Annotated in this window: 11 protein-coding genes and 1 pseudogene; 9 read left to right on the top strand and 3 right to left on the bottom strand. The window is 68.4% G+C overall.

Annotated features, from left to right (window positions below; all coding sequences use genetic code 11):
* Window positions 1-61 precede the first annotated feature (61 nt).
* Window positions 62-1,954 carry a glycoside hydrolase family 18 protein gene (locus D7Y15_RS23495; RefSeq protein WP_121754014.1) on the top strand — a complete coding sequence of 631 codons (1,893 nt, stop codon included), beginning with the start codon at window positions 62-64 and terminating at the stop codon, window positions 1,952-1,954.
* 30 nt (window positions 1,955-1,984) lie between these two features.
* Here D7Y15_RS23495 and purL read toward each other — a convergent pair whose 3' ends face one another.
* Window positions 1,985-5,881: a phosphoribosylformylglycinamidine synthase gene (gene purL / locus D7Y15_RS23490; RefSeq protein WP_121754006.1), complete on the bottom strand. Its 3,897-nt coding sequence runs from the start codon at window positions 5,879-5,881 to the stop codon at window positions 1,985-1,987.
* 258 nt (window positions 5,882-6,139) lie between these two features.
* Between purL and D7Y15_RS23485 the strand changes: the two genes are divergently transcribed.
* The 3 genes from D7Y15_RS23485 to D7Y15_RS23475 all read left to right on the top strand — a co-directional run bounded on the left by D7Y15_RS23485 (window position 6,140) and on the right by D7Y15_RS23475 (window position 9,826).
* Window positions 6,140-8,029 carry a M4 family metallopeptidase gene (locus D7Y15_RS23485; protein WP_121754005.1) on the top strand — a complete coding sequence of 630 codons (1,890 nt, stop codon included), beginning with the start codon at window positions 6,140-6,142 and terminating at the stop codon, window positions 8,027-8,029.
* Window positions 8,030-8,161: 132 nt separating this feature from the next.
* The gene (locus D7Y15_RS23480) at window positions 8,162-8,719 is read left to right on the top strand and encodes a DUF2378 family protein (protein WP_120575681.1); all 558 of its coding nucleotides are present in this window, start codon (window positions 8,162-8,164) and stop codon (window positions 8,717-8,719) included.
* Window positions 8,720-8,731: 12 nt separating this feature from the next.
* Window positions 8,732-9,826 (top strand): hypothetical protein, encoded by a 1,095-nt coding sequence (locus tag D7Y15_RS23475; RefSeq protein ID WP_121754004.1) that lies wholly within the window; start codon window positions 8,732-8,734, stop codon window positions 9,824-9,826.
* A gap of 12 nt (window positions 9,827-9,838) precedes the next feature.
* Here the strand turns inward: D7Y15_RS23475 and D7Y15_RS23470 are convergent, their stop codons facing one another.
* Together D7Y15_RS23470 and D7Y15_RS23465 are read right to left on the bottom strand one after the other, a co-directional pair.
* Window positions 9,839-10,678 carry a hypothetical protein gene (locus D7Y15_RS23470; RefSeq protein WP_121754003.1) on the bottom strand — a complete coding sequence of 280 codons (840 nt, stop codon included), beginning with the start codon at window positions 10,676-10,678 and terminating at the stop codon, window positions 9,839-9,841.
* Window positions 10,679-10,846: 168 nt separating this feature from the next.
* Window positions 10,847-11,292 (bottom strand): annotated as a pseudogene (locus D7Y15_RS23465) (DUF2383 domain-containing protein).
* A gap of 146 nt (window positions 11,293-11,438) precedes the next feature.
* Here D7Y15_RS23465 and D7Y15_RS23460 point away from each other — a divergent pair.
* The 5 genes from D7Y15_RS23460 to D7Y15_RS23445 all read left to right on the top strand — a co-directional run.
* Window positions 11,439-11,684 (top strand): XdhC family protein, encoded by a 246-nt coding sequence (locus D7Y15_RS23460; RefSeq protein ID WP_233605060.1) that lies wholly within the window; start codon window positions 11,439-11,441, stop codon window positions 11,682-11,684.
* Window positions 11,650-12,495 carry a hypothetical protein gene (locus tag D7Y15_RS45330; RefSeq protein ID WP_199745978.1) on the top strand — a complete coding sequence of 282 codons (846 nt, stop codon included), beginning with the start codon at window positions 11,650-11,652 and terminating at the stop codon, window positions 12,493-12,495. The genes D7Y15_RS23460 and D7Y15_RS45330 overlap by 35 nt, the downstream gene beginning before the upstream one ends.
* The gene (locus D7Y15_RS23455; protein WP_121754001.1) at window positions 12,492-14,384 is read left to right on the top strand and encodes an ImmA/IrrE family metallo-endopeptidase; all 1,893 of its coding nucleotides are present in this window, start codon (window positions 12,492-12,494) and stop codon (window positions 14,382-14,384) included. The genes D7Y15_RS45330 and D7Y15_RS23455 overlap by 4 nt, the downstream gene beginning before the upstream one ends.
* Window positions 14,385-14,459: 75 nt before the next feature.
* Window positions 14,460-15,278: a xanthine dehydrogenase accessory protein XdhC gene (xdhC, locus tag D7Y15_RS23450; protein ID WP_121754000.1), complete on the top strand. Its 819-nt coding sequence runs from the start codon at window positions 14,460-14,462 to the stop codon at window positions 15,276-15,278.
* Window positions 15,275-15,827: 2Fe-2S iron-sulfur cluster-binding protein (locus D7Y15_RS23445; RefSeq protein WP_139920223.1), on the top strand; the 553-nt coding region annotated here is incomplete at its 3' end. The genes xdhC and D7Y15_RS23445, both read left to right, overlap by 4 nt.

The following is a 15,827-nucleotide window of genomic DNA, read 5'->3' as shown; positions in this document are numbered from 1 at the left end:
CGGCCTGGCTGGTGCCTCGATGCAGGACGCGCCTCCCCTCCCTCTGCGAGGATGGGAGACCATGCGACGACCTCCGGCTGGACTCCGGGTGCTGCTGACCGCGCTCTTGCTGGGCGGTGTTTCCCAGGGGGCTCCCCCTCCGAAAGCAACGTCTCCCACGCAGCCCCTGGTGACGTGGCTCTATCAGGACCGATTGGCCCCGCCCTGGGAGGACCTGACGTGGGCCGGGGCGCACGCGATGAGCGCCACCGTGGCAGGGGCCTCGGGCAGCCACGCCATCACCGTGACGATGGGGCCATGGGAGGCGCTGTACTTCGGCCATCCGGGCTTCGATGTGTCACCGGATGACACGCTGGTGCTGAAGGTAAACGGCGGGAAGGATGGCGCGAACGCGGCGGTGCGCGCGCGCGTCGTCATCGGCTCCGAGCAACCCGTGGGCGTGCCGCTGGGCCCCACTTGCGAGGGCGGCGCCATCCCGGCCCGGAAGTGGACGACCTGCCGCGTGCCCCTGGCGAAGCTGCTGCCTGAAGGCCGCACGCGCATCACGGGCCTGTGGCTCCAGGAGGACAGCGGCAAGACGCTGCCGCCCCTCTCCTTCGACGACATCCGCATCGAGCAGGGCCTCCGGCCAGTGACCCTCACGCTCGAGACGCCTGCGGTCTTCCTGGCTCCGGGCGCCACGCACGCCTTCCGTGCCACCGTGACAAACAGCCCGGACACGGAGGTGGCATGGAGCGTGGAGCCTGGAAACGAACGGGGCTCCATCAGCGCCGCTGGCGTCTACACCGCGCCTCGCAAGCCGGGCACGTACCGGGTGATGGTCCGGAGCAAGGCGGACCCGAGCCAGGTCGCCCAGGCCAGCGTGGTGGTGAGTGCATCCCCAGCCGTGAAGGGTCCGCCGGGCCAGGGTGGCAAGTGGGTGTCGGGCTACTACACGGGCTGGAACGCGGACGACTATCCGCCGGAGAAGGTGGACTTCAGCGCGCTCACGCACATCCTCGTGGGCCGCGTCACTCCGAAGGCGGACGGAACACTGAGCACGAAGTTCGACAACGACCGGGGGCCGGAGATCGCCCGCACGCTGTCGAAGCGCGCGCATGCGGCGGGCCGCAAGGCGCTCATCATGGTGGGCGGATCCGGTGAGCACGACGGCTGGGTGGGCGCCGCGTCCGACGCGAACCGCGCAAAGTTCGTCCGCTCGCTGCTGAAGGCGATGGACGACTTCGGCTACGACGGGCTGGACCTGGACTGGGAGCCCGTGGAGAAGGAGGACCGGCCGAAGCTGCTGGCCCTGGTGAAGGCCCTGCGCGAGGCGCGGCCGAAGATGCTTCTCACCTTCCCCCTCCACTGGATCAACACCAACTTCCCCACTGACGCAGACCCCTGGTTCGCGGAGCTGGCGACGTACTTCGACCAGATGAACCTGATGTCCTACGAGATGATTGGCGCGTGGGACGGCTGGATGTCCTGGCACACGTCCGCGCTGAAGGGCGAACAGGGCCTGCACCCAACGTCCATCGCGTCCAGTCTGGACCTGTGGGTGAAGGCCGGCATCCCCAAGGCGAAGCTGGGCATCGGCATCCCCTTCTATGGCCTCGCGTGGCGCCACATCACCGGGCCCTACCAGCCCTTCACGAACTGGTCCGACTACGTGGGCGGGGACAACTCGTTCACCTACAAGAAGATCCTCCGCTTTTCGAAGCAGGGGAAGTACCAGTGGGACGAGAAGGCCCAGGCCAGTTACGTGACGTTCGCCCCGGACAAGCTCGTGGAGGACGGCACGGTGACGTGGATCTCCTACGACAGCCCGCAAGCCATCGCAGCCAAGGGCGCCTTCGTGAGGCAGGAGGGCTACGGCGGCACCATCATCTGGACGCTCAACCAGGGCTGCACGGACGCGGAGACCGGCGCCAACCCGCTGCTGGACGCGGTGAAGGCGGCCTTCCTCCCGTAGCGGCGAGGAAGGCCCCGTCCCGCGGACGCGTCAGCCCAGGGTGACGCGGGCGTTGCGGAACATGCGCATCCAGGGGCCGTCCTCGCCCCACTCCGCCGGGTGCCAGGAGTGCTGCACGGTGCGGTGCACCCGCTCCGGGTGCGGCATGGTGATGGTGAAGCGCCCGTCCTTCGTGGTGACGCCCGCGATGCCGTGCGGCGAGCCGTTGGGGTTGGCCGGGTACTTCGCCGCCACCTGGCCCCGGTTGTCCACCCAGCGCGTCGTCACCAGGTTGGAGGCGTTGAAGCGCGCGGCGGCCTCCGCGTTGGCGAACTCCGCCCGCCCCTCACCGTGCGACACGACGATGAGCATCCGGCTGCCCTCCATGCCCTTGTAGAAGAGCGACGGCGACGGCGCGATTTCAACAGTGCCCAGGCGGGCCTCGAACTGCTCGGACGCGTTGCGCACGAAGCGTGGCCAGCCTTCCGCGCCGGGGATGAGTTCTCTCAGCTGCGCGAACATCTGGCAGCCGTTGCACGCGCCCAGACCGAAGCTGTCCGGCCGCGCGAAGAACTCCGAGAAGGCGTCGCGCGTGCGCGGGTTGAAGAGGATGGATTTGGCCCACCCGCCGCCCGCGCCCAGCACGTCGCCGTAGCTGAAGCCGCCGCACGCCATCACGCCGTGGAAGTCCTTCAGCGACACGCGGCCCGACAGCAGGTCGCTCATGTGCACGTCCACCGCGGCGAAGCCCGCCCGGGTGAACGCCGCCGCCATCTCCTGCTGGCTGTTGACGCCCTGCTCTCGCAGCACCGCCACGCGCGGCCGGGCCCCCTTGGCGATGTACGCCGCCGCCACGTCCACGACCGGGTCGAACGTGAGCACCGGCGACAGGCCCGGATCCTGCGCGTCGCACTTCGCGGCGTATTCCTCCTCCGCGCAGGTGGGGTTGTCGCGCAGCTTCTGGATTTCGTAGCTCACGCGGGACCAGGTGCGCTTGAGAGCCACCGTCTCCTCCGCGAGCAACTCCCCGCCGCCGTGCCGCACGCGCACCACCTGCTGGGACGTGGGGCGCCCCAGCTCATGGACGTGCGCGCCCAGGCCGTGGCGGGTGAAGGCATCACGCACGCGCGCCACGTCGGACGCGCGCACCTGCACCACCGCGCCCAGTTCCTCGTTGAAGAGGGCCGCCACCGCGTCGCCACCCAGCGGGGCCAGGTCCACGTCCAGGCCGCAGTGGCCCGCGAAGGCCATCTCCGCGAGCGTGGCCCAGAGACCGCCGTCGGAACGGTCGTGGTACGCGAGCAGCACGCCCGCCGCATGGAGCTCCTGCACCGCGGAGAAGAAGCCCTTCAGGGCCGCCGCGTCATCCACGTCCGGGCACTCCGGGCCCACCTGCTGGTGCACCTGCGCCAGTACGGACGCGCCCAGCCGCTGCCGGCCCTTCGCCACGTCCAGCAGCAACAGGCGAGTGTCCCCTGCCACGTCCACCGGCTGCGGCGTCAGCGTGACGCGCGCGTCCAGCACCGGAGCGAACGCGGTGATGATGAGCGACAAGGGCGCCGTCACCGCCTTCTTCTGGCCGTCCTCCTGCCACTGCGTGCGCATGGACATGGAGTCCTTGCCCACCGGGATGGCGATGCCCAGCGCGGGGCACAGCTCCATGCCCACCGCGTGCACGGCGGCGTAGAGGTTCGCGTCCTCGCCGGGGCTGCCCGCCGCCGCCATCCAGTTCGCGGAGAGCTTCACGTCCGACAGCTTCCCGATGCGCGCCGCCGCCAGGTTGGTGAGCGCCTCGCCCACCGCCATGCGCGCGGAGGCCGCCGCGTCCACCAGCGCCACCGGCGTGCGCTCGCCGAGCGCCATCGCCTCGCCCGTGTTGGACATCAGCGACGACAGCGTCACCGCACAGTCCGCCACCGGCACCTGCCACGGCCCCACCATCTGGTCACGCGCGGTGTGTCCGCCCACGGAGCGGTCGCCAATGGTGATGAGGAACGACTTGTCCGCCACCGTCGGGTGCGACAGCACCGCGTGCGCCGCGGCTTTCAAATCGGACGGGATGCTCAGCGGAGCGTGCCTCAGGGGGCGCGACGCGAACTCGCGGTGCATGCGCGGCGCCTTGCCGAAGAGGACGTCCATGGGCAGCGCGATGGGCGTGTCCCCCAGCTCGCGGTCCGTGAGCGTGAGCACCTGCTCCGCCGTGGCTTCGCCCAGCACGGCGAAGGGGGCGCGCTCGCGCTCGCACAGCGCGGCGAAGCGCGCCAGGTCCTCTGGCGCAACGCCCAGCACGTAGCGCTCCTGCGCCTCGTTGCACCAGATTTCCACCGGGGACATGCCCGGCTCGTCGTTGGGCACTTCCCGCAGCTCCAGCCGGCCGCCCAGGTCGTTGTCGTGCGCCAGCTCCGGCAGCGCGTTGGACAGGCCGCCCGCGCCCACGTCGTGGATGGAGCGCAGGGGGTTCTGGTCGCCCAGCATCCAGCACTGGTCGATGACCTCCTGGCAGCGGCGCTCCATCTCCGCGTTGTCCCGCTGCACGGAGGCGAAATCGAGGTCCGCCGCGCTCGCGCCCTGCGCCATGGAGGACGCCGCACCGCCGCCCAGACCGATGAGCATCGCCGGGCCGCCCAGCACGATGAGCTTGTCGCCCGCGCGCAGCAGGGCCTTCTTCACGTGGCCCGCGCGGATGTTGCCCAGGCCGCCCGCCAGCATGATGGGCTTGTGGTAGCCGCGCACCTCCACTCCCTCCGGCGTGGGCACGTGCTGCTCGAAGCTGCGGAAGTAGCCGGTGAGGTTGGGCCGGCCGAACTCGTTGTTGAACGCGGCGCCGCCCAGCGGGCCGTCCACCATGATGTCCAGCGCGGACACGATGCGGTCCGGCTTGCCGTAGGCCAGCTCCCACGGCCGCGCGTAGTCCGGCAGGCGCAGGTGGCTGACGGAGAAGCCGGTGAGCCCCGCCTTGGGCTTCGCGCCGCGCCCGGTGGCGCCCTCGTCGCGGATTTCACCGCCCGCGCCCGTGGCCGCGCCCGGGTACGGCGAGATGGCGGTGGGATGGTTGTGCGTCTCCACCTTCATCATGATGTGGGCCGGCTCGCGCACGGTGCCCCACTCGCGCGCTTCGCCCTGGGGGAAGAAGCGCTCCACCTCGAAGCCCTCGATGACGGCGGCGTTGTCCTTGTACGCGGACAGCACGCCGCCCGGGCTCTGGGCGTAGGTGTTCTTGATGGCCTGGAACAGCGAACGCTCGCGCGGCTCGCCATCCACCGTCCACGACGCGTTGAAGATTTTGTGGCGGCAGTGCTCGCTGTTCGCCTGCGCGAACATCATCAACTCCACGTCGGTGGGGTTGCGCTGGAGCTCCGTGAAGCGCGCCACCAGGTAGTCGATTTCGTCCTCCGCCAGCGCCAGGCCCAGCTCGCCGTTGGCCTTCGCCAGCGCCGCGCGGCCTCCGCCCAGCACGTCCACGCGCGTGAGCGGCCGGGGCGAGTCCGTGCGGAACAGCACCTCCGCGTCCTCCAGCCGGGGCAGCACCGCCTGCGTCATCCGGTCGTGCAGCACCGCCTGCACGCCCTCCGCCTCGTTCGCGTCCAGCTCCCGGCCACCGGGGCCGGTGAGGAAGAACGCGATGCCGCGCTCCATGCGGCGCACCTGCGTGAGGCCACAGTGGTGCGCGATGTCCGTAGCCTTGGAGGCCCAGGGAGACACCGTGCCCGGACGCGGCACCACCAGGAGCAGCGTGCCCATGCGCTCGCGCTTCGCCGTGTGGGGGCCGTACTCCAGCAGGCGCCCCAGCCGCTCCGCCTCGTCCTGCGTCAGCGCCGCCGACGTGTCCGCGAAGTGCACGAACTCCGAGTAGAGGGTGGCCACCGACGGCACCCGCTCCCGGCAACGGACGAGCAGCTTGGCGAGCCTGAATTCGGAGAGGGCCGGAGCCCCGCGCAGCGTGAGCATGAAGGTCCTTGCGAACGGGTGACGGGAGGTAACAGCGGGGCCGTCCTTATCACCGCGCCTCGCGTCACAACGTCCGGAGTTCGTGCCAGGACGCCCGCACAGCACCCAGGTGGGTGAACCACCGCCGACGTGGGCGCCCCTCCGTCTTGGGACTCCTTTCCAACACTCCCAGTCTTCATGGAATTCACCTGACAGTCGGTGCTCCATGCTTTGTTCGCGAGGCTTCACAGACTCGTTTCGTCACACTGGGGGCATGTCATGACGCGAAAGAACCGCTGGCTCCTCGCCGGCCTGACGTTCACGCTGTCCGCATGTAGTTCGGGAGGTCCTGACGCCGAGGCGCCTGCCGCTCCTTCTGAAACCCGCCTGGGAGACCTGAAGTCGGCGCTGGGAGCGCTGCCCAGCGCGGAGGTGCGGGGGGTGCATGCGGACGGCGTGCCCCAGTTCATCCAGGGCGCGCTGGGCACGACGGGACGGCCCCTCTCCGGCGCCAGCGCCTGGCAGGCACACGCGCTCCTGGAGCCCACCCTGCTGCGCGTGCTGCCCGCCTTCCGGCTGACGGCGAAGGACGTGGTGCCCAAGCGCATCCACACGGACGAGCTGGGCAATACGCACCTGCGCTACGCGCAGACCAAGGGCGGGCTCCCGGTGGAGAATGAAGAGCTCATCGTCCACGTGGATGCACGGGGCCAGGTGTACGCGGTGAACGGCACCGCGCGTGACGGCGAGCCCCTGCCAGCCCCTGCTCGCATCGCGCCGGAGACCGCGAGCGCGGCGGCGCTGGCGGCGTCCCCAGCGGGCAGCAGCGCGGGAGCGCCTCGCGAGGTCTTCATCCGGCCGACCCCGGAGGCGTCCCTGGTCCGCGCCTTCGAGGTGGTGGTGTCCGGACAGGACGCGGACGGCATGTCCCTGCGCGACCGCGTCTACGTGAGCGCGGCGGACGGCCAGGAGGTGCTGCGCGCGCCGGAGATCCACGCCGCGCGCAACCGCACGGTGTGCTCGGTGGGCGGCACCAACAACGGCACGTGCAGGATTGAAGGACAGGTGGCCACCGGCGACACGGCCATCGACACGACGTACGAAAACCTGGGCCTCTTCTACGACTGCTTCCAGGCGAACTTCGGCCGTGACTCGTACAACGGCATGGGCGCCCCGCTGCTGGCGCAGGTGCACTACGGCACCAGCTACGTGAACGCGTACTTCGACGGCACGAAGCTGGTCTGCGGTGATGGCAGCCTGCCCCAGTTCGGGCAGCCGTGCGAGGACCCGGACATCGTCGTGCACGAGTTCATGCACGGCGTCACCGAGACCACGTCCGACCTCATCTACAGCGGCGAGTCCGGCGCGCTCAGCGAGTCGCTGTCGGACATCTACGCCGCCACCTGCGGCAGCTGGGCCTCGGGCACCTGGAGCACCGCGACGTCCGTGTGGCACATCGCGGAGACGGCCTGGACTCCCGGCACGTCCGGGGATGCCCTGCGCTACATGAACGACCCCGCGGCCGATGGCTCCTCCGTGGACTACGCCCCGGACCTGAACGGTGGCACGGACGTGCACTACGGCTCCGGCGTGGCCAACCTGGCGTTCAAGCTGATGGCCACCGGCGGCATGCACCCGCGAGGCAAGACGCTGGTGAACGTGCCAGCCATTGGCGTGGAGGCCGCGGCCCACATCTTCTGGTACGCCAACATGAACCTTTTCACCCGCACCACCAACCTCTACTCGGCCAGGTTGGCGACGCGGGTGGCGGCGCAGAGCCTGGGCTACAACACCGCCGTCCAGGACGCGGTGGATGCCGCGTGGAGCGCGGTGGGCGTGGGCGTCACGACGACGCCCTCCTGCATTCCGCTGCCCAACAACACCACGGTGTCCCTCATCTCCGGCAACGCCTCGTCGCAGAAGTACTACTGCTTCGACGTGCCGGCGAACACGCCCTCCACGGTGAGCATCTCCGGCGGCACCGGGGACGTGGACCTCTACACGCGCTTCGACTTCGCGCCCACGACCCAGATTTACGATTGCCGTCCCTACCTGACGAGCAACAACGAGACGTGCAACCTGGCGGCGCGGCCCATCGCCGGCCGGCAGTACCTCCTGCTCCGGGGCTTCACCGCCTACAGCGGCGTGAGCCTCTCCGTGGCCTGGTGACGCACCGGGCGCTTCCCCCCTCACCGCGTACCCGCGGTGAGGGGGGGCGCCAGGGGGCTGGCCTCCTCCCGGGCCCTGGGCGAAGAATGCGCGCCCGGGGCCTGTTCAGGTCCCGGCAAGGACAGAAGGGCCATGAGGGACGAGCGCGTCATCTTCAGCAGCAGCGTGGACAGCCTGTACCGCAAGGTGCTGGCCCCCTCCCTGACGCCCGAGCTGGTGGACCGGCTGCGCGCGCGGGGGTTGAACCTGCACGCCCCGCTGCTCGCCGCGTACCCCCTGGCCGTCTGGGTGGACTGCCTGGAGGACACGGCCCGCACGCTCCACCCCGACCAGCCGGTGGAGCAGGGCCGGCGCCTGATGGGCCGGCGGATGGTGGAGGGCTACGCGCAGACGCTGGTGGGCGGCGCGGTCCTCACGCTGGCCCGCGTGGTGGGACCCATGCGCTCGCTGGAGCGCATGCAGCACAACTTCCGCAGCGGCAACAACTACACGGAGACGCGCCTCACCGTGCTGGGCCCCGCCCAGGCGGACCTCTGGTTCAACGAACCGGAGGCCCTGGAGGGCTTCGTGGACGGCGTGCTGGAAGAAGGGATGTTGCGCGTGGGAGTCCAGGGCTTCACCCTGCACCGCACCCGCCACTCGCCCGATTCCGCCACCTATCACCTGGAGTGGGCCGACCGGTCCTCCTGACACCCTGCCTTCATGTCTTCCATCCTCTCGACGCTGCCCGCCCTCTACCAGGACCTCCTGCCGGCCTTCTTCCGCAAGGACGCGCCCACGGAAGAGAAGGCCACCTGCTCCAACTGCGCCATGAGCCGCGCCTCCGCGCAGGCCACGGTGGAGTCCGTGGACGGGGCGGAGCACCTGTTCCGGCCGGACACCAAGTGCTGCACGTATCAGCCGCGGCTGCCCAACTACCTCGTGGGCGCGCTGCTGTCGGATGACTCGCCGCAGATGGCGGAGGGGCGCCGGCGCATCGAGGCGAAAATCGACAGCCGCATCGGCGTGAGCCCGCAGTGGGTGAAGCCGCCCGCGAAGTTCAACCACCTGTACAAGAACGCGCACCAGTTCTTCGGCCGCGCGTCGTCGCTGCGCTGCCCGTACTACGCGCTGGAGTCCGGCGGCTGCACCATCTGGGCGTACCGCGAGTCCGTCTGCTCCACGTTCTTCTGCAAGTACGTGGCGGGCCGGGACGGCCAGCGCTTCTGGATGTCGCTCAAGACGTACCTGACGCTGGCGGAGTTCCAGCTGTCACGCCACGCGCTGCTCCAGCTGATGCCGGAGTTCTTCCTGGACGGCCGCGACAAGGCGGAGGTGGCCACCGGCCCGCTGTCCGTGGAGGACCTGGACGACGCGGCGCCCCCGGCGAAGGTGTACGCCGCGCTCTGGAAGGGGTACGCCGGGATGGAGAAGGACTTCTACCGCGCCTGCTACGACGCCGTGCGCGCCGTGTCCCGGGACGGGCTGGAGCGGATGCTGGGCCTGGACGGCACCATCGAACAGAAGGTGCTGGAGAAGCTGTACACCCAGGCCTCCGCGCCCACGCTGCCGCGCGTGCTGCGCTTCAACCCGGACGCGACGGTGAAGTGGCTGCCGGACGGCAGCGTCGCGCTGGGCTTCTACAGCGAATACGACGCGGTGGCGCTGCCCGGTGAGGCCTACTCGCTGCTGGTGGAGTTCACCGGCCAGAAGCCCGTGGAGGCCGTCCGCCAGCACCTGCGCGACCACAAGCAGGCGGACCTGGATCCAGACATCCTCCTGGAGCTTCACCGGCACCGCATCCTCATCGAGCCTTGAGAGGGCCGCGCTTCAGGGCTGGCCCGCGAAGGCGCCCACGTCGTGAAGCCAGCGAGCGACCTTCTGGGTGCGCTCCCACGCGGGCTCGGCGGCGACCAGGTGCTCCGCCAGCCACGCGCTGAAGGCCGGGTCTCCCGCGCGCAGCCACGCGGCGGACTCGGCCAGCTCATGGGCGGCGGCCTCCCAGGCGCGGCGCACGGCGCTGGCCACGGCCATCAGCTCCACGATGCAGCGGGTGAACACCTCCATGCCCACGGTGACTTCGTTGGCGCTGTCGCCGCAGGACAGGGCCAGCGCGCGCAGGTGGCCCAGGTCCTTGAGCAGCCCCTGCTCCAGCGCGGCGGCGGTGCCCAGCCGGGCCTGGGCGGCGCGCTGGAGCAGCTCCACGTCCTCGCAGAGCTGGCGCCAGGCCGCGTCGTCCCCCGCGGGGAAGCCACCCCGGCGGCGCAGGCGCACGCCCACGGCCTGCCACAGGTTGCAGAAGACGAGCACCTCCTCGACGCTGCGGCGCACGTGGGGCGGGATGTGGTCCAGGAAGTCCACCACGGAGGCGCGGGCCTCGCGGATGAACGCGTCGCCCCGGGGCGTGGCCTCCACCACGCCGCGCGCGAGCTGGAGCACGCGCCAGGCCCACTGCAGGGCACGCTCGGAGGTGGTGAAGAGCACCTCGATGCCGGTGCCCAGGGCGCCCGCGGCGTAGCTGGTGTCGGCGGTCGTCGGAGAGGGGACGGAGGGCGTCCCCTCGACTTCGGCGCGCACGTCGGGCGAGCGGGAAGCCGGTGTCCCCGCGTCCTCGCTGTCGGTGACGGTCCCGGGCCCGTGCGGCCCCGGCACCGTGTGCTCGCGCGCCATGTGCTTCTTCGCCCTCGTTCGCCGGTGGAAGTCCCCTCCTTCCGAATATCGCACGCCCCCTGAAAGCCTCCAGGCCTGGATGCGGGGACGTGCGATGCACCACAAGGCGCCCATCCCCGCAGCCGGGATGGGCACCTCGGGATGTCCGGCACCGCGCAACCCCTACGCTCAGTGCAGGGTCGGGTTGTGCTTCAAGCGGCTGAGCCGGTCATGCGTCTGCTTCTGGGCCGGCAAGAGCTGCTGACGCGCGAAACTGCGCGCCTCGCCGTGGAGCTTGCCCACGTCGCGGGTGTAGTCCGCCAGGCCGTGGTCCTCGCCCTGCTCCAGGGCGTCGATGGCGGCCTTCTCCCCCAGCAGGTCCGCTCCGCCCTGGACCACCTTGGCGAAGACGCCCCAGACGCCGGAGCTCTCCGCCGGATTGCCGCCCAGCTTCTCGATGCGCTCCTTGATGGCGTCGACGCGGGCCTCGTGGTCATGGAGGCAGGCGTCCACCTCCGTGCGAGCCAGGTCGCTCTTGATGTGCTTGCTCGCCTGCCGGTAGGTCTCCACGGCGGAGAGCTCACCGCGCAGGAAGGAGTTCAGCGTCTCGATGTCGGTATTGGCCATGACGTCATCTCCTTGGTTCCGGTGAACGGGAATCGACTGGCGCAAAGGTGGTGCGCCTCACCGGTCCGGCAACGAGCGCTGGCCTCCTCGTCCCCACGGCAGGCGTCCGGAGGAGCGCCACGGGGACGGCGGCCGTGGCAGACTCACCGGCGGCATGTGGAACTGGGTTCACCAGCTGGCGGAGTGGGCACGCGAGGACACGCCGTTCGCCGTCGTGACGGTGACGGAGTGCAAGGGCAGCACGCCCGCGCCCCCCGGCGCGAAGCTGCTGGTGCGCGCGGACGGCACCTTCCACGGCACCATTGGCGGCGGTCATCTGGACGAAACTGTCGTTTGGTCTATTCGTGGTATGAAGGATGCAGATCATGGGAGACCTGAACCTTTTGCTCCAAGCGCTTGAAGCGCATCGCGCTAGCCTGACCGCGCCGCGAGCGGGCTGGCCAGACGAGTCTTTCAGCCGCTTGCTTCCAGAACTCCCCCTATTTCATCGCCTCGGCCATCCTCTTCGGAATTCGGATCTGGCCCTCCACGGCGACCAACTCATTCTGGAGCCGGCAAGCTCCAAGTCCAGCAGGGTTTCATTGGAAACCGACCGGTGCGTATTCACGTCCGTCGGTGTAGCAGCTTATTTTGCACCAGCCATCGTCCTTGCGTTTGGCCCTCTCTCAGACCTCCGAGATGATCGCATATCCGTCCCTTGGGATTCCAAAGGGGCGGGAAGCTTCATGTCGTGGGCACCAGAGAGGCATCAGGAGAAGATTGCGCAGTATTCCCTCCCTGCGGCAGCCGATGAAACATACCTCGCAAAACATCTCGCCACGTGTTTCCAGACTTGGTCGAGGTTCCTCGCAGGAGAACGCCCGGTTGCGGCAGACGCTGCGGACATAGGTGTCCTCCGAAAGGTGATGTCGGCTCCCGCGCAGCAAGACGTATTACCATTAACCACTCCCGAAGCACGCTACTCCAGCGCCCTTGACGTAGGGCCGAAGCTGATGGCCGTCTTCGTCGACGCCGACTATCCGAGTACGCGCTCATCGGAAATCAACACCGCTTGGCTCGAAACGTACACAGTCCTCCGGCGCATCGTTGAACGCAGGAATGAGGACGGCTTCCACAGTCTACGCCGGATGGCTCGCGGTAGAGACCTTGTCCAGGCCGCGGCAACCTTTACGAAAGAATACCTGTACGAGTTGGGAGGGGAATTGGGATGAAAAGCTTTCCCGCCAACATGAACTGGCGCATCCACTTCGTGCACCGGCACGATCTTGAGGACGCAAGTAGCCGGAGGCCTGCTCAGGTTCTGCTGCGTTCCGACAAGTTCGAGCACCTTATCCTGCCGCTACAAAGCGAGCCTCATCGAATCTCTGGCCGCGCGGTTCATGAACTCGAGCAAGGTTTACCACTCGGAGAACCCGGTGAGTGGGTTGCCTGTGAATTACCTGTCCCCTGGGTTCCCGGCAGGATTCCTGTCATCGAGAGCCCGGCCCCACTGCGCATTCACTTCATCGAACCGGGCGAGCTCGATCGGCGGCGGCAAGACGAGGCCACCGAGTCGATCCTCGCGGCGCTTGAACAGGACACCGGAGCAAGTCTCCTTTCGCGGGTGGCAAAGGCCGAACACGCGGACAGATTGCTAGGTGGTCATTTGTTGTCCGTCGGAGCACTCCTGGCATTGTGGACACAGACATCAAAACAGGAGGCTCCGGAACTTGGCTCGGAGGAACGACTCAGAAGACGGCTTCTCGACGCCGCGCCATCTGGAACCACCAGCCTTCAACAAATCTGGGGAGCACCTGGCTTTGAACGGCTGAAGCTTGCCGGGGAAGCCAGGAAAAGCATCACCGACGCCATTACTCAAGCCTTTAGCCGACATGCGTCACTCCGGCCTGGAGAATGGCGGAGGGTACGTGAAGCAACCCTATGGAGTTGGTGGCTGCGCAGCAGGGCCGTCGAAGAGGGATTAACGGGTCGCGAACTCTCCCAGCAGTTGAAGATCGACGCCAAGGCCCTCGCGGAAATTATGCAGGGTGGATTCGCGCCAGCCCCAGAGGTTCGTGCCCGCCTGCCTGAAGAGGATCGGGTTCTCGATTCCTTCACGAAATCGGCACGCCACCCTCCGCAAGAGCAGGCAGCGGTGGCGAGAATCGTAGAAGCCCATCGGCCAAGGCTATCCCTCATGTCCGCTCAATTGGCAGAACTGGAACGCCTGCTGGGCACCACCGAAAGATTGTCGAAATGGAAATCCGCACGCGGCACATTGACCGATATCGCCTTGAGGTTCTCACCGGAGCGCCTCCAAGGACTCCCTGCCTGGGAGCGCGGTAGGCTTGCTGCCCAGAGCTTCCGAGACTTCCTGGGGGACAAGAGTATTGACGGGTCGCTGCCGCTAGACTCTCTCTTCCAGAAGACAGCAGCCAGCCCCATTGGAATGGTTTTCCCCTTCGAGCGACTCCTCAGCGAAGTAGGGATGGCGCCTGGCTCAGCCCCGGTGATCGGCCTCAGTCCTCGCCTGATTCGAGGTAGCCTTGGAGCAATGCGATTTGCAGTAGCACATCAACTTGGCCACCTCTTAGAACACCTGGGTGGTCAACCTCGGTCTGCATGCACGAGTCTCGCGCCCGATGACGATCAGGTCTCAACAGAAGAAAGAGAGCGGTTTCCCAACGCGTTCGCCATGTACCTATTGGCACCTCGAGATGCCGTTCAACAACTGGTTGGAACATCAGCGCTAGGCAGCGACCACAACACATATTTCGATGCGGCCCGGGAAGTAGCCCTTGTCTTTGGCTTAAGTATGGGGGCCGCAATGCCTCACATGATCAATTGCGCAGTTGAAGTGGAATCCAAGAAGCAACTGATCGCACGGCTTCATCAGGATCCCCGGTGGCGCGCCCATCGCGAAGCCGTTCAAAATCAGATTGAGACAGCTTGGGCTGAAGACCGCACGGCTATACAAAAGAGGATTGGGGACCTGCCCGAAGACAACGTACGTGAAGCATTGCGGCGACCGCGTTCAGCATCATTCGACGATTACGTTTCACAGGCGGAACTCCAAGAACTGCTCACCTCTGAAGTCGCGAGAGACCTCCAAATGGCCTAGCGAGGCTCACGGCCGATTTGGTGATTGCCACGACTGGCATTCGCAACACCAGCGCTACGGAACCAACTGATTCTCATGTGGAACTGGGTTCACCAGCTGGCGGAGTGGGCACGCGAGGACACGCCGTTCGCCATCGTGACGGTGACGGAGTGCAAGGGCAGCACGCCCGCGCCCCCCGGCGCGAAGCTGCTGGTGCGCGCGGACGGCACCTTCCACGGCACCATCGGCGGAGGCCACCTGGAGCAGTTGGTCCTCCAGGACGCCCGCGCGTGTCTGGCCAGGGGCGAGGCGCGCACGTTCCGCTATCCGCTGGGCGCGAAGCTGGGCCAGTGCTGTGGAGGAGTCGTGGACGTCTTCGTCGAGCCCGTCAACCACGGGCCGCAGCTGTACCTCTTCGGCGCCGGCCACGTGGGACAGGCGCTGTGCCGCATCCTGGAGGGCACCCCCTTTCGCGTGCACCTGGTGGATGAGCGCGCCGAGTGGGTCCAGTCCCCGCAGGTGCCCGCAGGCGTGGTGCGTCACGAGGAGGCGTGGGACGACTTCGCGTCGCGCGCGGTCTGGGACGAGCAGCGCACCTACGTGGCGGTGATGACGCACCGGCACGACGTGGATCAGGACATCATCGCCTTCGCCGTCCAGAAGCCGGCCCGCTACATCGGGCTCATCGGCAGTGACACGAAGTGGGCCCGCTTCCGGCAGAGGCTGGAGGCGAAGGGGATGCCCGCCCGGCAGGTGGGCCGCGTCCAGTGCCCCATGGGGCTGCCCACCGGGGGAAAGTCACCGCAAGAGGTGGCCGTGAGCATCGCCGCCGGGCTGCTCCAGCTCCATCACGGACTGGCCCAGGAAGCAGGCGCTCAGCCAGCGCCCGCGCCCCTGCTATCCTCGGGGGAATGAGCACCCCCTTCGAATTCCGGCTCAACGGCCAGACGGTCCAGGTCGACGACGCGTCGCCCAACACCACCCTGCTGGATTACCTGCGCGCGCGCGGACTGACGGGCACGAAGCAGGGCTGCGCCGAGGGCGACTGCGGCGCGTGCACCGTGGCCATGGTGGACCGGGACGTGAGCGGCCAGAAGACGCTGCGCGCGTTCAACAGCTGCATCGCGCTGTTGCCCATGGTGGCCGGGCGCGAGCTCGTCACCGTGGAGGGCGTGGGCAGCCGCGCCGCGCCCCACCCCGTGCAGCAGGCCATGGTGAAGCACTACGGCTCGCAGTGCGGCTTCTGCACGCCGGGCTTCGTCGTCTCCATGGTGGAGGCGTACTGTCGCAAGGACGCGGGCTCTCCGGAGGCCATCGCGGATCAGCTCTGCGGCAACATCTGCCGCTGTACCGGCTACCGCCCCATCCGCGACGCGATGGTGGACGCGCTCGCCACCCGCGACGCGAAGGGCGCGGGCCCCGGGCTTCCCGGCGTCTCGCTGGAGGGGCCGCCCTCCCCCACCC

Source organism: Corallococcus sp. AB030 (assembly GCF_003668965.1).
Taxonomy (GTDB): domain Bacteria; phylum Myxococcota; class Myxococcia; order Myxococcales; family Myxococcaceae; genus Corallococcus; species Corallococcus exiguus.
The sequence above is the reverse complement of the archived record's forward strand: the minus strand, read 5'-3'. Positions and strand labels throughout refer to the sequence as shown.